The organism is Vibrio sp. R78045 (assembly GCF_042466085.1).
GTDB lineage: Bacteria > Pseudomonadota > Gammaproteobacteria > Enterobacterales > Vibrionaceae > Vibrio > Vibrio cyclitrophicus.
This window is the reverse complement of the sequence record NZ_JAXHBS010000018.1, coordinates 298072-323603: the sequence shown is the minus strand read 5'-3', so window position 1 is coordinate 323603 and position 25532 is coordinate 298072. Positions and strand designations below refer to the sequence as shown.

Below are 25532 nucleotides of genomic sequence, written 5' to 3'. Positions count from 1 at the left end.
GCTTACTGTTTATATTAAGAAAGTAACCGAATGGCTAAATACATCCTAAAGCGATTACTGAGTGCGAGTGTGACACTGTTTTTTGTCTCTTTTATCGCGTTTGCCTTAGTTAATATTATTCCAGCAGACCCTGCTGAAGTGGCACTGCGTGTCAATGACACCACGCCAAGTCCAGAAGCCATTGAAGAAATTCGCTTAGAGCTTGGGTTAGACCGTCCGTTTTTAGTCCGTTATACCGATTGGCTAGTATCGTCAGTGCAAGGCGACTTTGGTATCTCGTACACCAATACCAATCGACTGGTTTCTGAAGAGCTTGCACGAAGCTTCCCATACACGCTGAAACTTGCAGGGTTATCGCTCATCTTATTGGTGTGTGTCAGTATCCCTATGGGTGTGCTCAGCGCCGTGTATAAAGATCATTGGTTTGATCGCATCGTCCGAGTATTTATTTTTGCTAGTACCGCAATGCCCAACTTCTGGTTGGCTTTTATTCTAATTTGGGTGTTTTCAATCAATCTATATTGGTTACCAAGCAGCGGTGCGACCACTTTCAGCCATTTCATCTTGCCGTCTGTGACTCTCTGTATGGCTTACGTGGCTACGTATATTCGCTTGATCCGTAACTCTATGTTGGATTCAATGAATCACAACTATGTGAATTACGCGCGCGCTCGTGGTATTTCAGAGCACAGTGTCGTTTGGAAGCATCTTCTTAAAAACTCGCTACAAACCTCAATGACAGCACTAGGCATAGGCATCGTTCGTTTGATTGCGGGTACTGTCGTTATCGAAAGCATATTCGCGATACCTGGCTTAGGACGACTCGCTTTGGCTGCGATTTTCAATCGTGATTACCCAATTATCCAAGCTTATATCTTGGTGATGGGTAGCTTGTTTGTTGTGTCTAATTTACTGATTGATATTTTACATACGGTGGTCGATCCCCGTCTCAAGTCAGGAGCGAAGAACTCATGATAAGACGTCTACTTTCCAATCAGACCGTTGTTGTTTGCCTGTTTATCTTAACGGCTATCTGCTTAATGGGGGCTTTTGCGCCTTACCTTGCGCTGCACGATCCTAACTTGGCGGATGTGATTAACTCTATGATGCCTATGTCGATGGAGTACCCACTAGGCACTGACCATTTGGGTCGATGCATCTATTCTCGTTTGTTGTTTGGTATTCGTACCACGCTGTATTACTCGCTATTAACCATGGTTATTACGGCAGTAGTCGGCGGCTTCATTGGTGTGGTTTCTGGTTACATGCGAGGCAAGGTCGATTCATTGATCATGCGTGGCTGCGAAGTCATGTTGTCATTCCCGTATGAAATTATTGTTTTGAGTATTGTGGGCATCATGGGACCGGGTATTTTTAACATCATTATTGCGAACTTTATTGCGAAAATTGCATGGTATGTGCGTATTGTTCGAAGCTCAGTGATTTCGTTTAATCACCAAAACTACATCCTGTACTCACGTACGGTTAAGACACCTCAAAGTTTTATCTTTCGTAAGCACTTAGCACCGAACATCGCTGCTGAGGTCATCATTCTTGCGACTCTAGATCTAGGCTGGATTATATTGAGCATCTCAACACTGTCTTTCCTTGGTTTAGGTGTACAACCTCCAACGGCAGAGTGGGGCGCAATGTTGAGTGATGCCAAAGAAGTTCTCTTCTCTAATCCTGAACAGATGGTCATCCCCGGGATCGCAATCATGGTTGTGGTGGCGTGTTGTAACTTACTTGGTGACTCTTTACGTGATGCATTAGACCCAAGAACGGAGCAAAGATGATGTTAGAAGTTAAAAATCTTAGCGTCGCGCTACATAAACCGACACACAGAGAGTTGGTCTCTGATGTGAGCTTTACACTCAAAGAAGATCAATGTTTGGGTATTTTGGGTGAATCAGGTAGCGGCAAAAGCCTGACCTGCAATGCGATTAACGGCTTGTTGAACGACTCTTTCTCTATTTCGGGTGATGCGCTGTTTGAAGGCAAGAATCTATTTGATATGCCTCAGAAGCAGCGTCGTCAATTAAGGGGTGAGCAGATCTCGATGATCATGCAAAGCCCAATGACGGCGTTCAATCCACTGTTCACGATTGGCAATCAAGCTGTCGAAACCATAAAGCAACACCAGTCAATGAGTACTAAAGAGGCTATTGATCTGTTCTGCGATGTGCTGACTCGTGTCAACCTGAAATCAGTCCGCGATTTAATTAAGAAGTACCCGCATGAACTTAGCGGGGGCATGCTGCAACGAATTATGGTGGCATTGGCATTGGTGCTGAAACCCAAGCTGATTATTGCCGATGAGCCCACAACGGCGATTGATTATATCTCGCAACGAGAAGTGGTTAAGGAGCTACAGTTTGTACGAGAGCAGTTTGGTACCAGTCTAATTTTCGTTAGCCACGACCTGAGTTTGGTTTCTCATATTGCAGATAACGTTATGGTTATGAATCAAGGCAAAGTGGTTGAGTACGGCGCTACTCGCAAGGTGTTCACTCAACCAGAAAGCAAACACACGCGTTACTTAGTGGATACTCGTATGGCATTAGTAAATCGATTTAAATCTGTCATGGAGAGCTGCTAATGTTGATTGAAGTAAAGAACGTCACCAAGGCATTCAAAAACGACGATAGTTGGTTTTTTCCTAGCTACCAAAATGTACTCAATGGTGTGTCTATCACGGTTAATGAAGGTGAGTGTGTCGGCGTGGTCGGCGAATCGGGCAGTGGCAAAAGTACACTAGGGAAAGTCATACTTGGTCTAGAAGCGGCCGACAGTGGCGAGGTGGTACTTGGCAACGCTATTTCGAACCTACCTATGCACCAAGTAATGAGTGTGGTATTTCAAGATTACAACACCTCGGTGAACCCGCGATTGACGATTCGAGAGATCATCAACGAGCCTTTGATTAACGAAAAGGTGGGTAAGGCAGAACGAGAATCCCACTTGGTTCTGCTACTTGAAGAAGTGGGCTTAGATGCAGACATGCTTGACCGATATCCACATCAACTCAGCGGTGGACAATTACAGCGTGTGTGTATCGCAAGAGCGGTAGCGCCCAACCCTAAGTTTATCTTGCTTGATGAAGCGGTGAGCTCTTTAGATGTATCTGTTCAGGTACAAGTTCTCGACCTCTTGCAAAAACTCAAACAAGAGCGCCAGATTTCGTATTTGTTTATCACACACGATATTGCTGTCGCGAGTTTTCTTTGTGATCGTTTAATGTTTTTTAAAGATGGCCAAATCGTCGAGCAAGTCGATGATATGCGAAATCTGAAACACGTAAGTGACCCTTACACCAAGAGCTTGTTAGAAGCGGCTAGTTATCTAGAAATACCGTTTGAAACTGAGTTTGGCCAACAATGACACTGATTCATAAAGATTCTTTAAAATAGCGTTCCCATTTATTGTTTCTACCGTAACTCAACCTTTATTGGGTGCTGTGGATACCGCCGTTATTGATTCCTTTCCTTCAGTTTAACTAACGTTCATTTCGACAAGACGTGTAGTGCATATCCCTAAAGCGGCTTAATCATTAAGTCGCTTTTTTATGCATCTCGGATGGTTTTTTCCTCTATCAAGACGGAATACTGAGATCCAATAATTCGAAGCAACATCATCTATCTACAATGCATTTGTTTGAGTTGTGTGATGCTGATTCCTATCAATATAAAACCCGCTGTTATTGATAAAATTGACGTATATATTTTTCGTTGTTCTTCAAATAAAAACTATAAACCCTCGAACTGCAATATCGATTGGTAAGTGACCAATTGACGTTGTGCTCAGGGTAAAATAATAGAGAGTGGGAAAGTGACAACAATAAATAATAATATATTAAAAGTAGCAGTAGGTATGGCTATGCTATCGAGTGTGCCGTCAGTGGCAAACGCTCATGGCTGGTCTGAATTTCCAAGCGCACGTCAGAACACGTGTTACGAGCAAGGCGGGGTTTGGTCAGGTACACCACCCAATGCTGCATGTGCTCAAGCAAAAGATATTTCGGGTTCATACCCGTTCGTTCAACGTAACGAGTACGCGAAAAATATCCAAGATTTCAACAACATCAATGCTGTAAAAGCGGCGATTCCTGACGGCACTTTATGTTACGCCAATGATTCGCAAAAACGCGGCATGGGTGCACCTCATACAGGCTGGACTCGCACTGAGCTTAATACTGGTACATTTGAATATGTATTCAATGCGACTGCGCCACACAATCCGTCATTTTGGGAGTTCTACCTAACGAAACCAAACGCAGATCTAAGCAAAGGCCTAGCGTGGGGTGACTTAGATCTTATCCAAGAAGTGGGGAATGTTCCTGTAAGCGGTGGCAAATATCGTATCAACGTAACGATTCCTTCGGACCGCACTGGCGACGCAATCTTGTATGTGCGCTGGCAACGTGATGATTCGGCGGGCGAAGGTTTCTACAACTGTTCAGACATCACTATCGCGGGTGGCACAACCCCTCCGCCAGAGCCGGGTCCTGAACCTGATCTGGTACGTGGCGACCTATTCATTTCAGAAATTTTTGGTACCCCACAAGTTGGCGACACCGTTAAGTACGACATCATCAACAAGTATGGTGAAGTAGCGCGTAGCTTCGACATCGCTATCGACGCTTCAAACGTTAACGATTGGGCTCGCTTGTTGGCTTCAGAAATTAACGGCTGGCATGAAGAGTTTAAAGATGGTGCGATTTTCATTGGTGATTGGCATGCTGAAATGCAGCACTACATGTACTTTCAAAACGATCCTTCACGTAACTTCTTCAACTCAAAAGATAGCCGTGCGTCAGGGAAACTAACATTGATTGATGGTGGTGACGGTGGTGTTGAGCCATTGAAAGGCGACATCTACGAGCTAGTGAAGAGTGATAATGTAGTGAATGCTGGCGACAAAGTTGTGATTGCAACAAGCGAAGCGGCAAATCTAATTCAGACACAAGGCTCTTCAGTAAGCATTCAAAATAACGGCACGGCTTCTATCGTAGTTGATACCACTGGCATCACTGCAAACGAAACTCTATCGTTTATGGCTAGCTCGATTGAAAGCGAGAGTGTTGAAACCTTCACTTTTGAAGTAATTGCTGATGACGGTGGCGTAACACCAGACCCAGATCCAACGCCTGACCCAGGCACATGGGATTCATCAGCGACTTACCTAGGCGGTGAAGTAGTGACTTACTCGAACCAGTCATGGAAAGCGCAGTGGTGGGTTCAGGGTGGTACAAACCCTCAAGCAACATACGAAAGCGACAAATGGGGCGTTTGGCGTCCAGCTAACTAGTCTTAGCTATCGTTAGTTAATTAGCTTTAAAGTAATAATCAAGACACCACACTTTTTTACGAGTGTGGTGTCTTTTTTTATTGGAAAGGCTTAATAAACGAAATAGGTTTGATTTCTGTTGGTTTTATCCTTCCATATAGTAAAAGAGCGTCACAAACATCAACTGGTCGATAAGTAATAATTGTAAATCTGTTCAATGGGTGGCGAGGGTTTTATGGAACTAACCAGTAAGCAAGTTGGAGTCTTTAAAGGAATGGCGTTGGCTATGTTAACCGCCATTGTTGCAATCTGGGCAGCCATCGTTTTAGACCCCTTTAATTACGCCCAAGCCAGTATGCTAGAAGATAGGGTGACAGTTTTAGGGCTTTCTCTGATACTGCCGACCTTGATGTTAATCGTCTCTATTGGGTGCTTAGCCAAGTATCGGTTCTTCAGCCCAGAAGATATCGATGGCAGTGGGTTAACGTCTGGAACAAAGCGAGCCATCATTTTGCAAAGCATGCTTCAAAATACCTTAGAGCAAGTAGTTATTGCAGTCGGTGTGTATACGGCGTGGTGTTTGTTGATGCCCTCCGCTTGGTTATCGGCGGGACTCGTGTGTTCAGTGTTGTTTTTTATGGGGCGAATCTTCTTTTTCAAAGGCTACAGTCATGGAGCACCGGCAAGGGCTTTTGGTTTTGCATTAACCTTCTATTCAACGGTCGTGCTGTGCTTAGTATTGGTGGTCACTCAAGTCGCATCCCTTTAAAATCAGTGGCTTGCTTTATTATCCTTCCTAAATTGCGTAAGGTTTAGTTCTTTATTCGTAGAACAAAATGGTAAAATTCGAATCGATTGAACTTCATTCTTTTCAGAACACCAGTATCTCAACTCTATATCAGATTTAATCAAAACAATCTTTCCTAACCTATTGTTAAATATTTACTATTTGATAATGTGTCTAGGTGCACATTAAGGATGTGTTTCATATTTAGCGAGACAATAGTAGGAGTTGCGATGAGTATTATCGTGAGACGGTCTGAGCCGTCAGATGCAAAGGGAATCAAAGAAGTTTACGAATGCACTAATGCTTATACCGGTACGTTGCAACTCCCAAACCCATCTCTGGAAAGCTGGCAGAAGCGAATCTCCAATATGCCTGATAATGTCTACTCTTACGTCGCATTACTGGAAGGCGAGATTGTTGGAAATTTGGGCATGGAAGTATGTGTAAATCCGAGAAGGCGACATGTCGCTTCATTTGGCATGGGTGTTAAAGACTATGTGTTAGGCAGAGGCGTTGGTAGTCAACTGCTCGCAACAGCAATCGATCTGTGTGATAACTGGATTAACATCAAGCGAATGGAATTAACGGTCTATACCGACAATGAGAGAGCGATTAATCTCTACAAGAAATTCGGCTTTGTTATTGAAGGGGAATCGGCAGGGTTTGCCTTTAGAAACGGCGAATATGTAGCGGTTTATCATATGGCGCGACTGGTATAACATTCGGCTACAACTCAAACAGCTAAAATTAACTGACAGATAATAAAACGCCACGTTATTTAAACGTGGCGTTTGTTGTTTAGCTAACCAAAAAGTGAATAATTTATAAATCTAAAAGATTCGCTTAAGCCGTTAGTGGTTCAAGATTTGCCGGTCGGTAGTGTACTGATTTAAGTACTTTACCTTGGCGAATCGTCTTACCTTCAGATATAAAATCTTCTGCACATTTAGCGATGATGTATTCGCCTTTTTGAACCGCCATCAGTTTGATGTTTTGTTCAGCATAGAAAGCTTCTGTTTCTGCGTATTCTGTTTCGTTACGACATACTTTGCTCATGTTGCTTGAATGTACTTCGTCCCAGCAAGGTAAAAAGTCGATCGAACGGTTATTACAAACATTCAATAGCAAGTCGATCAAATAGCTGATCGCTAGGTTATCTTCAACCTTAGCTTGACCAAGGTGAACTAAACGCCCCATCAAAACATAAACGCTGTCTACGATAGCGTCAGCTTGCTCAATTTTAGAGTCAGCTTCAGCTAGTTCTGTTAGTTCTTCTATCGCTAGAGATGTATGTAGCGTATCGCCTTTTTCGTCCATTGTTTCAGGATCAGCAACCGGCAGATCAAAAGTGCTGCGGAACTCTTCAATATCGCGGTAAAGGTGATCGTAGATTTCTTGGTTTAGTTGAGAAAGGTTCATTTTCCTATCCATTTTGTTTCGTTAATGAATTATTTTACCAAAGCTAGGAATAGGGTGCTAACGCAAAGTAGAAGAAGTCGACCTATATTCGTTTGACCAATGAGGTATTTTGCATAAAAACCAATTGATTATTATGTTTTTTTACCTTTTACTCTCCTTTATATACCAAATGTTAATGTTGTCATTAAATTCGACAGCAATGAGATCCAGTTATGTATAAAGCTAGTGAAAGCGAAATTGTTATACGACGCTTATATCAAATTACTAATGAGTACCGAAAAGGTTTTGATACCCAGATCGCTCAGCTGCTTATGATGGGACTCGAACGCTTTGATCTAGATATTGGTATTCTGTCAAAAGTAGAAGGCAATCACTACCGAGTTGAACACTGCATTGCCCCTGACGGCGTGGAACTGCAAAGTGGTGATACTTTTGATTATCGGTCGACCTACTGCGAAATTACGTGTAAATCTATCGGCCCTATCGGTATAGAACATTGTGGTAAACATGATAAGTATGCGACTCATCCTGCTTATCAGTCTTTTGGATTAGAATCCTATATAGGCATTCCTATTTTCGTTAACGAAGAGCTTTACGGCACCCTAAACTTTTCAAGTCCTAGACCTTACTACAGAGAATTCAAAGAGTTCGATATAGACGTAATGAGATTAATGGCTTCATGGATAGAAGTGGAGCTAGTGAGAAGGAAACAGGAACGCAAACTGCAAGAGTTGAACGAAAAGCTAGAATACCAAGCTTTTTATGATCCCCTGACTCGTTTACCCAATAGACGTTGCTTATTCCGGACTCTTAATATTGAAGTAGAAAAACTGAAAGGCTCTACTGGAAGTGGAACGCTTGCGGTAGTGGACATCGATTTATTTAAGCAAGTCAATGATACTTATGGCCACCAAATGGGTGATAACGTGTTGAAAAAAGTCGCTGATATACTGCGCAATAACGTTAAAGCTGGGGAGTTCGCCGCTCGCTTTGGAGGCGAAGAGTTTGTTATTTGGTATCCTCATGCTACCCCTGCTCATGTGGAAGATAAGATCAGGATTTTGCTTGAGAAGGTGAAGGCGATTACGCTCGATAGAAAGCCGGTCACCATCTCCGTAGGTGCGTGTCATTTTGAAATGAGTGCGGGCGAGAGCAAATCTGAAAGAATGTCGGCATTGGATTCTTTGATCAAAGTGGCTGACGATTGTTTGTACATGGCAAAAGAAAATGGACGAGATCAGTTTGTTGCTCGTCCATTTTATCAAGAGCGCTTAGGTTCGTAAGTTAAAGTTTGGCGATTTATTACGGTATACTGCCTTTAAGCCTTAGAGATTAACTGAACAGATATGGGAACAGCTTACGACGTTCTTCCTGCGTTAAAGATTCAACTCTCGCGATGTTGGTATCAGGGATCGCTTCAGGGTTAGGGTAGTGCTTCAGCACTTTTTCCATGCTTGCTTCGCGAATTAAGTGGTAAACCGGATAAGGAGAACGATTCGTTAGGTTCTCATCGTCTTCTGGGTCTGCGCCACCAAAACAGTAGTCTGGATGGAAGGTGGCCACTTGATAAGTACCTCCCCAATCTTCTTGTTTGATCAGGGCTTCAATCCAATCAATGAACATGTTGTAGTCGAAAAAATCTTGTAGCATGTTAGGAACAACCACCAAAGTCGTCTCTAACTCGGCAACCGGTGTGTTATCTAACTCAACAAAATGCGTCATGATGTCTTCTAGTAACACTTCTTCGGTTTCTGCTTCGCTCACAAAGATCTTTATTTGCTTATTCCGTTGTGGCTTAGCTGCGAATGGACACAGGTTTAGGCCAATAACGACATCGTCTAACCACTGTTTTACTTGGTCGTGGATGGTTTGAAGATCAGTGCTTTGAGTGTTCGACATAACAGGTTCCGAAATGAAATTTTGCGTAGGATATCAGAACGGACGTTAATCAAAAGCAATAATTGAGTTACAAACTCAGTCATACCTATGCTTGTGCGAGTTTGGAAGCCGATACTTGTAACTGTTTCAACTGATAGACCCATGCAAAAATCGCAACATAGAAGATAGAGCCGCCCGCAATTACGCCATTCCAACCGAATAGTTGCCAACAATACAAGAGTAAGAAACCACCTAGGCTCCCGCCTATGTAATAGTGGACTAAGTAAAGTGCGGTTGCTGTGGCCTTAGCGCTCGGCGCTTTTTGACTTACCCAAGAGTAGGCAAGGGTATGGGCGAAGAACGCGCCGCCGCTAATCAATAACAAACCAGCTAACATGAATGGGACTTTATCGACCGCAGAAATGAGCATTCCGATTAAGCTAATGCACACGCCCATCAAGATACCGTTTAGCGGATCAAAGCGAAGCGTCCATCTGTTGGAGAGCTTAGAACTGACCGTTCCGGCCAAGTAACATAGGAATATCAGCGATGCTAAACCCACAGGTACTGAGTGAGGATCAGAGACCAACCTAAAGCCCATAACCGAATACAGGTTAACGAACAGGGCGAAGTTAGCGCCACCAATCAACATCGCGAGCCTTAAAGTACGGTTTTTTAAATGCATAACTACCGAGCGGTTATGGTGAAAGAACAGCCCTTTCTGCGGTTTGAAGTTTTGTTGGTCAGGCAGGCTATACGCAATATAGAGTGCACCAAGCAAAGAGCCGACAACGAAAAGCAAAACCGTTGAGTGCCAGTCAAAATAATCCGTAATCAAGCCTCCCAATACACGTCCGAAAATCCCCCCCAGTGAGTTCGCTGCAATATAACCACCAATTGCCACCGCAAATGCCTTAGGAGATAGCTCTTCAACCATATAAGCAACAGCTACTCCAGCAAACGCAGCGACAGCAATGCCCATAAACGCCCTTGCAATTACAAGTTGCAACAGAGTTGTTGTGAATACCATGGTTAGCCCAATTAGAGGAATCGCAAATAGACTGAACAAGATGATAGGTTTTCGGCCAAAGGTTTCAGAAGCGATTGCCCAAGGCACCAAGCTGATGGAAAGTCCAAGTGTTGTCGCGGCAAACAGCCAGTTGATCTGAGTTTCCGATACTTGGAAGTGCTCCGCCATGTGCGGCAAGATTGGCTGGAAGAGGTAAAGGTTACAGAAAATGATAAACGAGCCAATTGCCAATGATTGGGTGATGCGTTTGTATTGAGGACTGCCTTTATCAAACATTTACGTTGAGCCTGCGCGAGTTAGTAAGCTATTTGTGAACAAGTTATCAGCACAAGCGTGATTAAAGAAATATATTAAAAATATCACCTTTATATATTTAATATATCGCCATGCTTGAATCAAAACCACTTCGTCATTTCTTAGCTGTTGCGCAGTTTGGTAACTTCACTCAAGCCGCCAAAGCGCTGCATATCGCACAGCCTGCATTGAGTATCTCCATTAAAAAACTAGAACAGACACTCGAGTTAATTCTGTTTCGTCGCGGAGATAAATCCGTCACCTTAACGGAAGAGGGAAAGGTGTTGTTTGAACATGCGAAGCGGATATCCCAGCAGTTCGATGATGCTCAACTTGCGATGAATGAGCTAAAGGGACTAGAAAAAGGCGAGGTTCGATTAGGCGCTCCGAGTATGATGGGGAGCTACTTTTTCCCGCAAGTCGTGATGGCATTTAAGAGCCAATACCCAAATCTAAAGTTGACGTTGATTGATGCTGGCACCGCATCGATTCGTGAAATGCTGTTAAACGGCGAACTCGATATTGGTGTAATTAATCATGAGAACGTCCCTGATGATTTGGAAACGGATCATCTGTTAAGTTCTGAGATGGTCGCCGTTGTCGGTAAGGAGCATCCGCTAGCACAACAGCTTTCGATGACCTTTGAAGAGTTCTTTGCTCAAGAGCTAATCATGTTCAAATCAGGCTATTTCCATCGTGACTTTATTGATGCGACCTGCAAGAAATACAACCTCGATATGACTATCGCGTTCGAGACCAACTTGCTTCCTATGATTCTTTCTATCGTTAAACAAGAGTTTGCGATCACCGCACTTTTGAGCTTAGTGACGGAATACGAGAAAGATGTGGTAGGTGTGCCATTTAAAGACCCTGTAAAACTGAATCTGTCTTTGGCCTGGAGAAAGGAAGGGTATTTGTCGAAAGCCGACAGAACCTTTATTGATTTCGTTAAGCGGTATGTGTGATTTAGTAAGATTTAAATAAACAAAGCCCGAACATCCTCGATTGGCTATTCGGGCTTTGTTGTATAGAAGTATGACTGGCTCAAAACACGTTAGGTGTTCTTTGAGTTATACATCTTATCGAAGTTTTTCTGATTCCAGCCGACCATCACTTGGTCACCGATTTTCAGCACAGGGATAGAGCGAGCACCCATTGCCTGTAACTCTTTACGACCACGCTGCATTTTTGCATTCGTTAGACGATATTCAATTTTCTTGGAGTCCAAATAGCGTTGCGCATCTTTACAGTGCGGGCATTTGTCTGCGACGTACAATACAACACGTTTCATTTTTACAATCTCTTTTTGAGTCTAGCTCTTGGTGAATCTCACTAAAGTGTAACGAATCCTAGGTGATTAGAAAAGTGTGATCAGTTACACTATGCGGCTCAATTTTCAAGACCACAACGTATTGTCGTGGTGTAACTTGTACGGTCTTTCAGCATGCATCCTTCTTTACGCTATATTCAAGGCTATCCTAAGCACATTATTGATCCTGTGACTCAACTTGTTGAGTCGGGTAAATTGGTGACGTGGTTTGAAGCTCGCTACCCAAAGAATCATGGAATAAAAAGCGAGAAAGCCCTGTTTGACTATGCGATTGAGATAAAAAATCGCTATATGAAAAAAACACCGCCGATTAGCAAAGTGGTTTACGACGGTAAGATCCACCTAATCAATAATGCACTAGGTCTTCACACTTACGTTGCTAAGAATCACGGTGGAAAGATCAAATCGAAGAACGAGATTCGTATCGCCAGTGTTTTTAAAAATGCACCAGAACCTTTGCTGAGAATGCTTGTGGTACACGAACTGGCGCATATCAAAGAGAAAGAGCACGACAAAGCCTTTTACCAACTATGCTGTCACATGGAACCGGAATATCATCAACTTGAGTTGGATGCCCGTTTATTCATGATGTATTTAGATTTAAAGAAGTAGCCCAATGAGCCAATCACAAAATAGAACTACGCTAAGCCTGTCGAAAAACAGCACTTCATCAGTAAAAACAAAAGACAATCAAAATAAAGAAGATAGCGACAAGCGTATTTCTACAAAGAACACATCTGATAAAAGTCGCAAGAACAGCGTATCTAAAGGCGCTGGTAATAACAAAGCAAAGCGACCTTTTGCTAAAGATAACAAAGGGAAGCAGGGTGCGAATAAAGGTTCATTGAATAAGGGTTCTTTCAATAAAACGGCTTTTAACAAAAACGCAGCGCAGAAAAGACGTTCCGCTGAAAAACCTCAAGGCGGATTGCACCCAAGAAATCAACATACAGGCCGATACGATTTTGACCTGTTGGTCGCAGCACTGCCTGAATTGAAAGAACACCTGATTAAGAATCCAGTAGGGGAAGATACGGTTAACTTTTCTGATCCTCTGGCGGTCAAGCTTTTGAACAAAGCCTTACTTGCCCATCATTACGGTGTGAAGCATTGGGATATTCCTGCGGGTTACTTGTGCCCGCCAATTCCTGGCCGTGCTGATTACATCCACAGAGTGGCAGATCTCCTGAATAGCGATGGCCAAGGTGAACCTTATAACCATGCTTCTGTTAAAGCGTTGGATATTGGTGTTGGCGCGAACTGTATTTACCCAATCATTGGCGCGACAGAGTATAAGTGGCGCTGTACGGGGACGGATGTAGATCCTGTCTCAGTAAAAACAGCAAACTTCATTGCGGAGAGTAACCCTAATCTAAAAGGTAAGATTCGCGCTCGCCTACAAGCCGACTCTGAATCTATCTTTAAGGGCGTGATTAAAGATAATGAACGTTACGATGTCACAATTTGTAACCCTCCATTCCATAGCTCTCTAGAAGAAGCGGAAAAGGGTTCACAACGTAAGCTGGATAACCTAGCGGCAAACCGTGCTAAGAAAGCCGGTCAGTCGTTCAAGCCAGAGACGAACAAAAAGTCAGTTAAGTTAGATAAATCAACTAAGCAAGAGAAACCAACTAAGCAAGAGAAACCAACCTTAAACTTTGGTGGCCAAAAGTCTGAACTTTGGTGTCCGGGTGGTGAAGCCGCTTTCATTATGAAGATGGCGAGAGAGAGTCAACTTTTTGCTACTCAAGTCTTGTGGTTTACGACATTGATTTCTAAGAAAGACAACGTCGATATGGTTCGCTCTGAGCTAGGTAAGCTACGCGCTAAACAAGTGAAAGTGGTCGAGATGTCGCAAGGCCAGAAGGTGAGTCGCTTTATCGCATGGACCTTTATGGACGATGAGCAAAGACAAGAGTGGATTGCGCTTAAATAGCGGCTGCACTTAGTTAAGACATTAAGCTGAAATATGGACGGGCTTGTTGTTAACGCAACAAGCCCGTTTTTTGTGTTTTGCATAATCGTTAAGCAGAAAGCAATTCATCTAACTTACTCTGATACTTCTGCTCTAGAGCACTATTACCCGCTTTATTTTCGAGATCGACCAAGATTTTAAGCGATGGAATTTGATAGCCATAACGCTGGTGGAATTTGAATAAACGAAGCCGAGCGTCATTGTAATCGGCGTCACTCACTTCGATTTTTGATAACTGTAGTATCGATTTTACGCGGTTTGGGTCATGGTCAATCGCTCTGCTGAAGTAGTATTTTGCTTGGTCGGTATTACCAGCCTTAAATGCACAAAACGCCGCGTTTTCATAACTTGCTGAGACGAGATAGTAGTAGGGTTGGTCGATGGCGCGATTGAAGTACTTATCGGCTTGTTCGTATTCACCCTGTTTACACAAAAATGTACCGTAGTTGTTCAATACATTGCCGTTTCTAGAATCTAAACTCAATGCCTTTCGATAAGTAGATCTTGCTTCGTCTACTTCGCCCACTCGTTCGTAGTAATGCGCCATTGAAAGCCGAGCACGGTAGTAACTAGGTGCGTGTCTAATTGCGAGCTCAAGATTTTCACGCGCTCTGACCATATTGCCTTGTCCCATGTAGCCTAAGCCTAATTCGATTCGAGATTCAGACATCGCGATAGGATCACTTTCAATCTTTGGTGGACCTTCAGTGACAGAGACGCAACCGACTAATGAAAGCGAGGCGAGTAGTACCATACTTAGTAACGAAAGGGGGCGGGATAACGAAAAGGGTTTAGATAATAACGGCTTGGCAGGCATGTGAAGCTCCTTATGAACACCAACCCATCATATGAAATCAAACCCATTGAAGTGGTAAATCTATTATGGAATGCGACTCACACACCATAAAAAAACCGCGTTCAATTCGTCATTTTATCAATAACCTATTGAACACGGTTTTATGTGTTTGTGAATCGGAAGTAAGAATCTAATCGTCTTTGGTAAAATTGTCTTCGCTGAAATGATCCAGATCGTAAGGCGTTTGTTGGTAAACGCAGTAGTTTAGCCAGTTAGAGAACAACAAGTGTCCGTGACTACGCCAGCTTGCAACGGGCTTGTTGTCTGGGTTGTTGTTCGGGTAGTAGTTGATTGGAATCACAGGCTCCATGCCTTCACCCAGATCACGAATGTATTCATTGTGAAGTGTATGGGAGTCGTACTCAGGGTGACCCGTTACAAACACGTTTCGCTTATCTTTGGTCGCCGCTAGGTATACGCCCGCAACATCAGACGTCGCAAGAACATCTAGATCTGTATGCTCCGCTAAGTACTCCTGAGAGAAGTCAGCATAGCGAGAGTGCGGTGCCAAGAATGTATCGTCGAAGCCACGTAAAATAGGGTGGTATGGGTTATGTATCTCGTGGTTATAAACACCAGACAACTTCTCTTTTCGAGTGCGTTTTGGTAAATCATACAGTAATTTCAAACCAGCCTGAGCTGCCCAACACACGTATAGCGTTGAAGTAACGTGCTTGTTTGCCCATTCCATGATGGTTTTCAGATGGTCCCAATAGATTACATCTTCAAATTGAACCAAGCCAAGCGGTGCACCAGTAATGATCAATCCATCAAAGTTTCTGCTTTTGACCATTTCAAATTGGCGGTAGAAGTTATCAAGGTGTTCAGTCGGTGTGTTTTTACTTGGTCGGTCATCAATGCGCAGCAGCTCTACATCCACTTGCAATGGGCTGTTTGATAGTAGGCGTAAAAATTGAGTTTCAGTTTCAATCTTCTTCGGCATTAGATTGAGGATCAAGACTCGAAGTGGACGAATTTCCTGTGTCGATGCTCTTGATAACGGCATAACGAAGATGTTTTCTTCACGAAGAACATCGGATGCTGGCAATTGGTCTGGAATGCGAATAGGCAAAGCTTTCTCCCTAAGCTGGATATGTAGACGTCTATACATCTAAATCTATAGTAGTTTGATACGCTTGTCGACATGCAAAATGGATAGATGTAAATAATTTGTGTTTTCTATCAGAAGCAATACAAGGGCTTCGAGGGGAGTCTCATTGTATTCAGTGATTATCGGAGTCGTGTGTGAGGACTTGGTTTTCGTATACTGAGCAAAGGCAGTTATCAGAGAAACTCGTTACTATTTACGATAAACTCATGTTTTCGAATTAGCCTGTAAAGTGACAGATGAAGTTAATACTCATTCGAGGGTTGCCCGGTTCTGGCAAATCAACAAAAGCAAAAACCTACGATGCATTGCATGTTGAAGCCGATATGTATTATGTGAATGAGCAAGGTGAGTACCATTTTGACCCTAGGCAGCTGCAACAAGCTCATGAGTGGTGTCAAAATACGGCTGAAAACGGCTTAAAGCAAGGGCTTGATGTGGTTGTTTCGAATACCTTTATTAAACACTGGGAAATGAAGGCCTACCGCCAACTTGCACGTAAATATAAAGCCGATTTGATCATTGAGGTTTGCCGAGAGCAATATGGCAGTATTCACGACATTGAACCGTCGGTGATTAAACGTATGGCGAAAGACTGGCAAGAATAGCCTCGTGCTTATCCAGCTTGGCTGAATGGCAAATAGAATTAAATTAATAGAACAACTCCAAGGTAACGATTGAAATGGCAAAGCGCTCTGTTGTGGTCGACATGACTTCTTATGGCATCTATTCCACGTGGGATTCCAAATCTAAAGATCTTCCAAAAATCCAAGAGTTCACTACCACCGTTGATGCTGAAATCGACGTAGAATTTGGCTATATCTTGAATATCAAAAAAGCCAAAGGTGAGAAGATCCGTTATTGCATTTATCACCCAGACATCACTACAGACAAAGGTGAAGTGCTCGAACCGTTCGACGGCGAAGAGTATGTCGGTAACAATGATTGGGATTTCTACTTAGGTGACACTATCTGGGCGCCTGTCTCGAACAAGCTAGGCAAATGGCGCATGACGGTCGAGCTAAAAGGTAACATCATCGCCGACAAGACATTCGACCTAGTAGCAAAAGACGAAAGCCAGTTTTGGAAGCGTAGAGGTTTTTAGGCTCGAACTTCTGGGTAAAATCAGACAATAAAAAGCCGAGTCACACGTTATGTGGGGACTCGGCTTTTTGATATGAGCTAAATGGTATTTCCACCTAGCTTAGAAGTAAGACTATTGAGTCACGTAAGCGACAACAAACTCAGTGATTGCGACCATGTCTTTCACTGCAATGTATTCTTCAGTGGTGTGAACTTTCGCCATACCAGTAGAAAGGTTAACCGTTGTTAGGCCTTTCGCGTTGAAGTTGTTTGCATCGCTACCACCACCAGTGCGTTTAGTGTTCGCAGTTACGCCAAGCTTCTCAAACGCTGATTTGATAGAAAGAATATGCGGGTGATCGTCTGCAATCACGAATGCATCGTAAGCACGAGTAGATTCGATTTCTACTTCAGCGCCGAACTGCTTCGCACTCTCTTGGAATGTAGAGATCATGTGCTCAACTTGAGCTGTTAGCTTTTCGCCGCTTAGAGAACGAGCTTCAGCCACGACTTTAAGCTCTGGCATTACGATGTTAGTCGCTTGACCGCCTTCAACAATACCAACATTTGCTGTTGTTTCTTCATCGATACGAAGCAGGTTCATCTTAGTGATTGCGTCTGCAGCCACTTGAATTGCGCTGATGCCTTCTTCTGGCGCTAAACCAGCGTGAGCAGGGCGACCTTTGATCTTAGCAACAATTTTCTGCTGACCCGGAGCTGCGTTTACGATGGTGCCAATTGGGCCGCCTGTATCAAGTACGATAGCGCGCTCAGATTGAATGTAAGACATATCGAAATTCAAAGAGCCGAACAAGCCGCCTTCTTCGAAGACAGTGAACGCAATCTCGATAGTTTTGTGCTCTTTGCCTTCAGCTTTGATGCAACGAACCGCTTCCATGATAGCTGCGATACCAGACTTGTCGTCGCCACCTAGAATTGTGTTACCTTTTGAACGGATGATACCGTCTTCGATGATTGGCTCAATGCCGATACCTGGTGTTACTGTGTCCATGTGGCAACTGAATACTGTGCTGCCTGGAAGAGTGCCATCTAGACGAGCGTAGATGTTGAAACCGTTAGACACTTCTTCAGGGACAGCCAGTTTGTGAACTTCAAAGCCTAGTTCACCAAGTTGTTCAGCCAACGCTTTAGCAATCGCTTTTTCATTACGAGATTCACTATCAATTTTCACTAGATCGCAGAAATGTTCTACAAGACGTTGTTCATTAATTTGGGTCATTGTTAATTCTCATTATGCTTCCGCTTGTTCTAAAAAATCCGCGGAGGTAGGAACAGGAAAATCACTATAACGCCAATGAGGTAGATGATTGCCTGAGTTAAATCAAGAAAGTCGCCTGATTATTCTAATTAGTGAGAAATACACGTCGTCATTCTGCTAAATAGCGATATTTTAATCTGCATAGCGATCGGTATAATAAGTTTCTAATATAAGTAAACAGCAGTGATATGATCATTCAATTTGTAACGGTCTTAATACATGATATTGAGTGATCTTGAACGAGCATTTGCATTTTTTGAAGTGGTTGGGAGCAGAAGTTGGAAAGTGCTAAGATTAAAAACACTGGCTGAATATTACGAATCCCAGGGTGACCTTGATACTGCCCCGAAATACTACAAACAATATTATCATGGCAACAAAGCGCTGCTGTTTGATAAAAGGCAGAGCGACATTTTCTTATTAGAACAAGATTATGCAACCGCGACACTCGCCAAAGAAAATGAGCTACTCAATACTGAAAAAGACCTCAACGAATTATTACTTCAAAAGGAACAACTTAGAAACAGAATCGTGGTCGCATTAATTATAATGGTCAGCATTAGTGCTATATTGCTGGCGATTAGGCTTCGCAGTATTCTAAGCAAAAATAAGGCTCTTATCACTCAATCGACAACGTGTGAGTTAATGGGGTTATACAACCGACGTTATCTAGAGCAATTATTGACTCAACCAATGCCATTTAATACTTCGCAGTTTGGAATCTGTATAGTCATTCTAGATCTCGACCACTTTAAGCGTGTTAATGACACCTTTGGACATGATGTTGGTGATGAGGTATTAGTGGAAGTTGCAAGGAGTGTAAAGTAACACTTATACCCAAATGACGTAGTGGCTCGCTGGGGGTGGAAGAATTTGTTCTGTTGTTGTCTGGTTCCATTGATAGGCACTCCGGCTCTCTAAACCTCACTACATCGATAGGGGCATCGATTGGTATTTCTCAAAACCAACTCAACCAAGATACTTACAAAAAGTACCTTAAAGCCGCGGATGATGCATTATATTAAGCGAAAGAGTCGGGTAGGAATCAAGTCATCATCGCTGAAAGTTAATTGCTGATTAGAAAACATAAAGCCATTCTGATCTTCGTGAGACAAGAATGGCTTTTGGAATACTTTCAGAACGCTAATATCAAAGTTTGAGTTAAATATGGGTTTTACTTAGCGATATCTTGAATTTGTCTATATCAGTCTTGTTCAATTCGGCTTATTTGGCGATACCTTGCAGCATTTCGACCAGCTCACCTTCTGTAGTCGGTTCTTTAGACAGTTCAATGACTGCTGAAGAACCGCCTTTTAACATATAAGCTTGCGTTCCGCAGTGATCATAGTGGAACCATTTACCACTTACACACACGTCGGTATAACATCTTGGGTCTTGTTTAAGTTCCATATCAATTTCCTTATTAACATTTGCCTAACGTTTTTCAGGCTAATTGATCACAAACTGGCACTAATTGATCTATATCAATTTTGAGGCTAAATAATAACCGAATACTCAAATAAGAGAGCTGTGTCGGTTATCTAAAATCTCAAATCAAGCAGTTAGCGAACAACTCTAAGAGAAAGGTCGTGATTCGAGTTAACAACTAATTCTCTTTTTCTTGCCACATGATGCTTTTCTACTTACGCTACAATCACTTTAATCTCCCTACTTGCGTGGAACATGACTAATATTTTTATCGTTGTAGTGGTGCTTGTCGTCTTCTTTTACTTCATTCAGAAGTACGTATTTAAACATGACGACACAAAAGACCACGCTTATCAAAAAAAAGGGGCATTGCTCAACGTACAGCAAGCCACTTTTTATACGGCCTTGATCTCAGCAGTGGGTAATCATGGCGTGGTGTTTGCAAAAGTGAACATGGCGAACGTGCTTGCTCCTGCAAAAAGTAATACTAAGAAAAACTGGTTTATTGCCAATAACAAGATATCTCGTAGCTATTTTGATTTTGTAGTGTGTGACCCAAGAACATTAGAGCCACGTGTCATCATTGAACTCGATAATGGGAAAGAGTTGAACAAAGGCAAAGTTGACCGAGAAAAGCTGCTCATTCACGTTTGCAAGTCAGCAGGCCTGCCGTTGATCGGTGCATCGGTGAAACACAGTTATCAAGTGAGTCGCTTAAAGAGATTGTTGGCGGCACATATCGATCTTATCGAACCATCAAAGGAAGTTCGCTTCTGTAAAAAGTGTGGTAGCCCGATGATCATAAAATTGGCTAGCCAAGGCGACTATAAAGGACGACGCTTTTTTACTTGCAGTCGCCAGCCTAACTGTACTTATACTGAGAACTACAACGTGGTATTCGATAGCGAAGAAGAGTCAAACTAATATCTCAAGCTAAAAGTTCCGTTGGAGGTTTAAAAGACACAAAGCATGTCTATGTAGCTAGCCAGTAAAGTTGACTTGAAATGTGATCTATCTCAACCCGTTGATCTGCTTTGTGTTTAAAATTTATTCTGATTGTTGTTTTTAAAAGCAAACGAACAGTTTTGTGCAAATTTATCCTTGCACGCTACCCATTCACTCGTTATTATCCATCTCGTTCTGAAGCGTTAGCCACTTAGTAAAGCGGTTAGTTAAGTTTCACAGCATTGCCCGCTTAGCTCAGTTGGTTAGAGTACTTGCATGACATGCAAGGTGTCACTGGTTCGAGTCCAGTAGCGGGCACCACATTATACGAAAGAGCCCACCTAGTGTGGGCTTTTTTGTGTCTGTCGTATTTAGCTAGAACTAGCCGTCATAGCTAAATACCTAGAGGGCTTTAGCCTCGAATGATCATTTGCTCGCGCTCAGGACCTACCGATACCATCACGATTGGTACGCCCATCAACTCTTCGATGCGAGTTACGTAATCTTGTGCCGCTTGAGGAAGGCTTTCAAACGTGCGGCAGCCAGTGATGTCTTCATCCCAGCCTGCCATGTCTTCATACACGGGCTTTAGCTCAGCTGTCTGTGGCCAAATTGGATTCTCAGTGTGCTCACCTGAGTAAGCAGTACAGATCTTAAGTTCGGATAAACCAGATAGGCAATCAATCTTAGTTAGTGCGATTTCAGTCGCGGCTTGTAGGTCAACACCGTTGCGAGTAGCTACTGCATCAAAGTACCCCATATCACGTGGGCGACCCGTAGTTGCACCATATTCGTTGGAGCTTTCGCGGAAGCTGTCTTGCTCTTCCATTGCAGTTACTAGCGTACCAGTACCAACAGACGAGCTGAACGATTTAGCAACAGCAATAACACGCTCAGGGCGAAGGGCAGGTAAGCCACTACCGATACCCGCGTAAGCTGCGGTTACATTAGAAGACGTCGTCCAAGGGTATTCACCGTAGACAAGGTCACGGCCTGCACCAAGTTGAGCTTCAAAAAGTAGGTTTGCGTCTTGTGATTGCAGTGCTTTAAGAGGCTCAGTCACGTTGCAGATGAATGGGCGCCAAGCCTTAGTCACTTCAAGTAGCCATTCTGTCATTTCAGAAGCTGTCTGAGTGAAATCACATTGAGGGTATAGCGCTTTAAGTTGAGGCATCTTCCAATCAAGCAGGAATTGAATGCGTTGCTCTAAAATCTCAGGTTGATTCAACCAGCCCACAAGAATGCCTTTTTTCATTACACGATCGCCGTACGCTGGTGCAATACCTTGACGTGTTGAACCGTAAGCGCCGTCGCCCAAACGCTCTTCTTCAAGCGTATCTTCAAGGGCGTGTAAAGGGAGACACAGTGTCGCACGATCTGAGATCGCCATTTTAACTTTGATGCCAGCCTCTTGAACTTCTGCAATCTCTTGAGTTAGCGCAGCAGGGCTGATCACCATGCCTGGGCCAAGAACCGCTGTACAATCAGGATTAAAAATACCACTTGGTAGTTGGTGCAGTTTAAATGTACCGAAGTCATTTACTACGGTATGGCCTGCATTGTTTCCGCCTTGAAAACGAATGCTAGCAGAAGCTTGGTCTGCTAAAAAATCGACGATGCGGCCTTTGCCTTCATCACCCCAGTTTGCGCCCACAACAACGATAGATGGCATAATTTTTCTCCTAACTGATTGAGAAATCATGTTAGGCCCACAAGGTGGATAAGAGAAATTAATTATCTTTATTATCTTGATAAGGATTTCATATACTTCTAAAGTCTTAAACCATAAGCGAGATTCCCTATTGGGTTCGTCTCTCATTTTAGATAATGATGCAAGGAACACAGGAGAGATTTGATGCTCGATATTAATTTGTTAAAGACGTTTGTAACGCTTGCGGAGTACAAGCATTTTGGGAAAGCAGCCAATGCACTACACATGACACAACCCAATGTGAGTTTGCACCTAAAACAACTAGAACAACAAACACGCATAAAGTTGATAGACAGAAGCCCATTTCAATTGACTCAAGCGGGTGAACGGCTATTGGAAACGAGCCAAAGAACGTTACTCGAACTACAGATTTGCCAGGCAGATCTCAATGCTATTAACGATCTCAAAATTGGCACTTTGACTATTGCTGTCAGCGACATCATTTCTCGATTCTTGTTGATTCGTCCTTTCCAGAAGTTCAAAGCGCAGTATCCGGGTATAGACCTAACATTGTTGAATACCACATCATCTCAAGCATCGAGCCTAATCAAAAACGCTCAAGCGGATCTTGGATTTGTTATCGCTAAAGAACAACACAATGAGTCGTTATATTTCACTAAGCTGCAGGATCTTTCTTGGTGTGCGCTAGGCGATGGGTTTGATATTCAAGGGGCTGAAAGAAATATAGAGAATGAGGTTAAAGGCGCAGAAGAAGATTCTGAGCTCACCTTAATTCTACTTGGCCACGATACGAGAACGCGTGATTTCATTGATGAAGGTTTACCAAACCTGAATCTACCAAATTACAGGGTGATGGAAGTAGGGAGTGTCGATGCTCAAATCGATTGGGCGGAAGCGGGGTTTGGTGTGGCGATTGTTCCAGAATTCGCGGTATCCACCAAGCAGCATCTGCATTCGAAAGTGACACCATTAACGAACTTTTCTAGTACGAGCCTTGGCTATATTGTTCGCCAGAACCAAGTATTGTCGAAAGCGACCAAGCAATTGTTAGGTTGGGTGAATGATGAGATTAGTCTGCTGCAAAACAAATAAGCGCCATCATTGACTTTGACTTACCTAAGCCTGCCTAGTATGGGCTTTTTTGTGCTTAACAAGCGCAGTTCTTTTGCAACCAATGGGCTATAGGGCTAATTGGAGCGCACATCAATTATTACTTTCGCAAACCAGAGCTTTGAAATTCGTCGTTGACAAAGTTTGACAATCAAACTAAATTTCAATCAATTGATTTGATAATCAAATTACTTGTGAGTCAAAGGGAATTTGTCAGCACCATGCCCTAATGACAGATAGCCCTAACCACAATACCAACTAAGGACGCTATTTTGAGTTTTCCAACACGTCACCAACACAACTTTTCTTCACATAACAGCCAAGGTGAGAAACGCACATTCTATGTCTTGTTATTGACCGTCGTTACTATGATTGTCGAAATTATTGCGGGTACCATTTACGGCTCTATGGCATTACTCGCCGATGGTTGGCACATGGGGACGCATGCTGCAGCGTTTGGCATCACCTTATTTGCATACCGTTATGCGAAGAAACATGCCGAGAGCGAACGTTTCTCTTTTGGTACAGGTAAAGTTAGCGTGTTAGGGGGCTACACCAGTGCGATTGCATTGGGGATAGTGGCACTATTGATGCTGGTGGAATCGGTGCATCGTTTGTTTAACCCACAAGCAATTCAGTTCAATGAAGCGATCATCGTTGCCTGTATTGGCTTAACCGTGAATGTGGTGAGTATGTTTTTACTCGGCGATCACCATCATGACCACGGACACGAGCATGGCCACAATCATAGTAAGAATCATGATCATTCACATAGCCATGATCACGACAGCGACCATAGTCATAAGCATGGTGAGCACCATCATGACCATAACCTACGCGCAGCCTACATGCATGTGTTGGCGGATACTCTGACGTCTCTGCTTGCGATTGTTGCACTGTTATTTGGTAAGTTCTACGGTTGGAACTGGTTGGATGCCGCAATGGGTATGATTGGCGCACTAGTAATTGCAAAGTGGACGATGAACCTGATGAAGCAGACCAGTCCAATCCTACTGGATGAGAATATTGGTGACGACTACCGTCAAAGCATCACCGAAGCTTTGGCTTCTTACGCCATTGTAACAGATTTTCACATGTGGAAGGTGAGCGGGCATCACTACTCAGCGGCGATTACTCTTGAATCAAACAGTGATAAAACCATCTCTGAATATAAACAAATGCTCGCCAAGTTTGATAAGATTAACCATCTTACTCTTGAAGTGCACTCAAACGGCCATGCGAAATATAGAACAGCTTAATCAAATACTAACCGAGTTCTACGATAAAATGTCTTCGTGGGAGCAATCTGTTGTCAAAGAAACGGGTTACTCCTTAGCGCAAGTTCATACCATCGAAGTGCTTGGTATGCATGGCGCGTTGAGAATGAAAGAACTCGCAGAAAAGCTCGGCATCACTACAGGCACACTCACTGTTCAAATCGAAAAGCTAGTGAAAGCCGAATTGATAGAGCGCCATGAACACCCAACCGACCGACGTGCGATAGTCGTAGCGTTGACCGATGAAGGGCAGAAGATCCACCTTCATCACAATCAGCTTCACTTGAATTTGGTCAATGAACTCACACAAGAATTCGAAGAAGACGAAAAAGTCGTATTGCTGAAATGTCTGACAAAAATGGTAAAAGCATTTTAGTTCGAGTGAGTATAAAGCTGAGAACGAATAGCGACAACTAACCGCTAGCAAGAACATAGATAAGTGGATCGTACCCGAGTAGGGGCGGTCCATTTTTTATGAATCGAAGAAATTGAGCATAATTTTGGTTCCTCTGATGAGCCCAAATAATGTCATTATAGCAACCGAGGTCAATGCAGTATGAAAGTTATTTGATTCAAAGCCTTACGTAGCCTGCTGTTTAAGCCTTGTTCGACCCGTCAAATAGCTGCCTCCCAAATCTATAATTCAACTAATGTACATGTTAGAAATTTGTGTTATTGATAATTCTAACTTTAGGTGCGCTCTCATTGGTAGCTCAAATCCAATTGAGAACAGTACGAGTTAATCACTATATAAATAACCTAGGTTATGCAAACG

Annotated in this window: 28 protein-coding genes and 1 tRNA gene; 20 read left to right on the top strand and 9 right to left on the bottom strand. The window is 43.1% G+C overall.

The window, feature by feature from the left end:
* The first annotated feature begins 30 nt into the window (after positions 1 to 30).
* The 7 genes from opp1B (at position 31) to SJY39_RS23150 (ending at position 6792) form a co-directional block, all read left to right on the top strand.
* A complete protein-coding gene (gene opp1B / locus SJY39_RS23180; protein WP_176681369.1) occupies positions 31 to 975 on the top strand; it encodes a nickel/cobalt ABC transporter permease in 945 nt (314 codons plus the stop codon).
* Positions 972 to 1796 carry a nickel/cobalt ABC transporter permease gene (opp1C, locus tag SJY39_RS23175; RefSeq protein ID WP_372275300.1) on the top strand — a complete coding sequence of 275 codons (825 nt, stop codon included), beginning with the start codon at positions 972 to 974 and terminating at the stop codon, positions 1794 to 1796. The genes opp1B and opp1C overlap by 4 nt, the downstream gene beginning before the upstream one ends.
* Positions 1793 to 2599, top strand: a complete 807-nt coding sequence (locus SJY39_RS23170) for an ABC transporter ATP-binding protein (RefSeq protein WP_372275301.1) — start codon at positions 1793 to 1795, stop codon at positions 2597 to 2599. The genes opp1C and SJY39_RS23170 overlap by 4 nt, the downstream gene beginning before the upstream one ends.
* Complete coding sequence (locus tag SJY39_RS23165) at positions 2599 to 3381, top strand: ABC transporter ATP-binding protein (protein ID WP_017630514.1); 783 nt, start codon at positions 2599 to 2601, stop codon at positions 3379 to 3381. The genes SJY39_RS23170 and SJY39_RS23165 overlap by 1 nt, the downstream gene beginning before the upstream one ends.
* Before the next feature lie 489 nt (positions 3382 to 3870).
* Entirely contained in the window at positions 3871 to 5307 is a 1437-nt protein-coding gene (locus SJY39_RS23160) for a lytic polysaccharide monooxygenase (protein ID WP_372275322.1), read from the top strand.
* A 196-nt stretch (positions 5308 to 5503) separates the two neighbouring features.
* The gene (locus tag SJY39_RS23155) at positions 5504 to 6055 is read left to right on the top strand and encodes an MAPEG family protein (RefSeq protein WP_010441193.1); all 552 of its coding nucleotides are present in this window, start codon (positions 5504 to 5506) and stop codon (positions 6053 to 6055) included.
* A gap of 248 nt (positions 6056 to 6303) precedes the next feature.
* A complete protein-coding gene (locus SJY39_RS23150) occupies positions 6304 to 6792 on the top strand; it encodes a GNAT family N-acetyltransferase (RefSeq protein WP_010441191.1) in 489 nt (162 codons plus the stop codon).
* 124 nt (positions 6793 to 6916) lie between these two features.
* Here the strand turns inward: SJY39_RS23150 and SJY39_RS23145 are convergent, their stop codons facing one another.
* Entirely contained in the window at positions 6917 to 7492 is a 576-nt protein-coding gene (locus tag SJY39_RS23145; RefSeq protein ID WP_010441189.1) for a nucleoside triphosphate pyrophosphohydrolase family protein, read from the bottom strand.
* A gap of 212 nt (positions 7493 to 7704) precedes the next feature.
* Between SJY39_RS23145 and SJY39_RS23140 the strand changes: the two genes are divergently transcribed.
* Positions 7705 to 8775, top strand: a complete 1071-nt coding sequence (locus SJY39_RS23140) for a diguanylate cyclase (protein WP_010441188.1) — start codon at positions 7705 to 7707, stop codon at positions 8773 to 8775.
* A gap of 49 nt (positions 8776 to 8824) precedes the next feature.
* On the opposite strand, the gene SJY39_RS23135 is transcribed toward SJY39_RS23140, so the two are convergent.
* Both SJY39_RS23135 and SJY39_RS23130 read right to left on the bottom strand, forming a co-directional pair.
* Entirely contained in the window at positions 8825 to 9391 is a 567-nt protein-coding gene (locus tag SJY39_RS23135; RefSeq protein ID WP_102285891.1) for a DUF1415 domain-containing protein, read from the bottom strand.
* Positions 9392 to 9476: 85 nt separating this feature from the next.
* Positions 9477 to 10676 carry an MFS transporter gene (locus SJY39_RS23130; RefSeq protein WP_102285893.1) on the bottom strand — a complete coding sequence of 400 codons (1200 nt, stop codon included), beginning with the start codon at positions 10674 to 10676 and terminating at the stop codon, positions 9477 to 9479.
* 110 nt (positions 10677 to 10786) lie between these two features.
* Between SJY39_RS23130 and SJY39_RS23125 the strand changes: the two genes are divergently transcribed.
* Positions 10787 to 11659, top strand: a complete 873-nt coding sequence (locus SJY39_RS23125; protein WP_016788727.1) for a LysR family transcriptional regulator — start codon at positions 10787 to 10789, stop codon at positions 11657 to 11659.
* 89 nt (positions 11660 to 11748) lie between these two features.
* Here the strand turns inward: SJY39_RS23125 and SJY39_RS23120 are convergent, their stop codons facing one another.
* Positions 11749 to 11985, bottom strand: a complete 237-nt coding sequence (locus SJY39_RS23120) for a glutaredoxin family protein (protein ID WP_004734934.1) — start codon at positions 11983 to 11985, stop codon at positions 11749 to 11751.
* A gap of 153 nt (positions 11986 to 12138) precedes the next feature.
* Here SJY39_RS23120 and SJY39_RS23115 point away from each other — a divergent pair, with 153 nt between their 5' ends.
* Both SJY39_RS23115 and rlmF read left to right on the top strand, forming a co-directional pair.
* Positions 12139 to 12636 (top strand): YgjP-like metallopeptidase domain-containing protein, encoded by a 498-nt coding sequence (locus SJY39_RS23115; protein WP_016768041.1) that lies wholly within the window; start codon positions 12139 to 12141, stop codon positions 12634 to 12636.
* A 4-nt stretch (positions 12637 to 12640) separates the two neighbouring features.
* The gene (gene rlmF, locus SJY39_RS23110) at positions 12641 to 13960 is read left to right on the top strand and encodes a 23S rRNA (adenine(1618)-N(6))-methyltransferase RlmF (RefSeq protein WP_372275304.1); all 1320 of its coding nucleotides are present in this window, start codon (positions 12641 to 12643) and stop codon (positions 13958 to 13960) included.
* 88 nt (positions 13961 to 14048) lie between these two features.
* Here rlmF and pilW read toward each other — a convergent pair whose 3' ends face one another.
* The gene (gene pilW / locus SJY39_RS23105) at positions 14049 to 14816 is read right to left on the bottom strand and encodes a type IV pilus biogenesis/stability protein PilW (RefSeq protein WP_372275306.1); all 768 of its coding nucleotides are present in this window, start codon (positions 14814 to 14816) and stop codon (positions 14049 to 14051) included.
* Between the two features lie 169 nt (positions 14817 to 14985).
* The gene (gene metA, locus SJY39_RS23100) at positions 14986 to 15927 is read right to left on the bottom strand and encodes a homoserine O-succinyltransferase (RefSeq protein WP_016798585.1); all 942 of its coding nucleotides are present in this window, start codon (positions 15925 to 15927) and stop codon (positions 14986 to 14988) included.
* A gap of 275 nt (positions 15928 to 16202) precedes the next feature.
* Between metA and SJY39_RS23095 the strand changes: the two genes are divergently transcribed.
* Together SJY39_RS23095 and SJY39_RS23090 are read left to right on the top strand one after the other, a co-directional pair.
* The gene (locus tag SJY39_RS23095) at positions 16203 to 16571 is read left to right on the top strand and encodes an ATP-binding protein (RefSeq protein WP_016788723.1); all 369 of its coding nucleotides are present in this window, start codon (positions 16203 to 16205) and stop codon (positions 16569 to 16571) included.
* 74 nt (positions 16572 to 16645) lie between these two features.
* Positions 16646 to 17068, top strand: a complete 423-nt coding sequence (locus SJY39_RS23090; protein WP_016788722.1) for a DUF3859 domain-containing protein — start codon at positions 16646 to 16648, stop codon at positions 17066 to 17068.
* A gap of 111 nt (positions 17069 to 17179) precedes the next feature.
* On the opposite strand, the gene SJY39_RS23085 is transcribed toward SJY39_RS23090, so the two are convergent.
* A complete protein-coding gene (locus SJY39_RS23085) occupies positions 17180 to 18286 on the bottom strand; it encodes a M20/M25/M40 family metallo-hydrolase (RefSeq protein ID WP_372275309.1) in 1107 nt (368 codons plus the stop codon).
* A 258-nt stretch (positions 18287 to 18544) separates the two neighbouring features.
* Here SJY39_RS23085 and SJY39_RS23080 point away from each other — a divergent pair, with 258 nt between their 5' ends.
* Together SJY39_RS23080 and SJY39_RS23075 are read left to right on the top strand one after the other, a co-directional pair.
* Positions 18545 to 19153 carry a diguanylate cyclase gene (locus SJY39_RS23080; RefSeq protein ID WP_010441168.1) on the top strand — a complete coding sequence of 203 codons (609 nt, stop codon included), beginning with the start codon at positions 18545 to 18547 and terminating at the stop codon, positions 19151 to 19153.
* Positions 19154 to 19188: 35 nt separating this feature from the next.
* Positions 19189 to 19350 (top strand): GGDEF domain protein, encoded by a 162-nt coding sequence (locus SJY39_RS23075; protein WP_022570743.1) that lies wholly within the window; start codon positions 19189 to 19191, stop codon positions 19348 to 19350.
* Positions 19351 to 19549: 199 nt separating this feature from the next.
* Here SJY39_RS23075 and SJY39_RS23070 read toward each other — a convergent pair whose 3' ends face one another.
* The gene (locus SJY39_RS23070) at positions 19550 to 19735 is read right to left on the bottom strand and encodes a hypothetical protein (RefSeq protein ID WP_010441167.1); all 186 of its coding nucleotides are present in this window, start codon (positions 19733 to 19735) and stop codon (positions 19550 to 19552) included.
* Positions 19736 to 20008: 273 nt separating this feature from the next.
* Between SJY39_RS23070 and SJY39_RS23065 the strand changes: the two genes are divergently transcribed.
* Together SJY39_RS23065 and SJY39_RS23060 are read left to right on the top strand one after the other, a co-directional pair.
* Entirely contained in the window at positions 20009 to 20677 is a 669-nt protein-coding gene (locus SJY39_RS23065) for a DUF2726 domain-containing protein (RefSeq protein WP_010441166.1), read from the top strand.
* A gap of 265 nt (positions 20678 to 20942) precedes the next feature.
* A tRNA-Val gene (locus tag SJY39_RS23060) sits at positions 20943 to 21019 on the top strand.
* A gap of 91 nt (positions 21020 to 21110) precedes the next feature.
* Here the strand turns inward: SJY39_RS23060 and SJY39_RS23055 are convergent.
* Positions 21111 to 22370, bottom strand: coding sequence for an adenylosuccinate synthase (locus SJY39_RS23055; protein ID WP_010441165.1), 1260 nt, complete (start codon positions 22368 to 22370; stop codon positions 21111 to 21113).
* A 183-nt stretch (positions 22371 to 22553) separates the two neighbouring features.
* On the opposite strand from SJY39_RS23055, the gene SJY39_RS23050 reads away from it, so the two are divergent.
* From SJY39_RS23050 to SJY39_RS23040, 3 genes are all read left to right on the top strand, one after another.
* On the top strand, positions 22554 to 23462 hold the full coding sequence (locus SJY39_RS23050) for a LysR family transcriptional regulator (RefSeq protein WP_010441164.1): 909 nt from the start codon (positions 22554 to 22556) through the stop codon (positions 23460 to 23462).
* 290 nt (positions 23463 to 23752) lie between these two features.
* Positions 23753 to 24739 carry a CDF family Co(II)/Ni(II) efflux transporter DmeF gene (gene dmeF, locus SJY39_RS23045; RefSeq protein ID WP_016789535.1) on the top strand — a complete coding sequence of 329 codons (987 nt, stop codon included), beginning with the start codon at positions 23753 to 23755 and terminating at the stop codon, positions 24737 to 24739.
* A complete protein-coding gene (locus tag SJY39_RS23040) occupies positions 24717 to 25133 on the top strand; it encodes a MarR family winged helix-turn-helix transcriptional regulator (protein ID WP_010441160.1) in 417 nt (138 codons plus the stop codon). The genes dmeF and SJY39_RS23040 overlap by 23 nt, the downstream gene beginning before the upstream one ends.
* Positions 25134 to 25532: the final 399 nt, after the last annotated feature.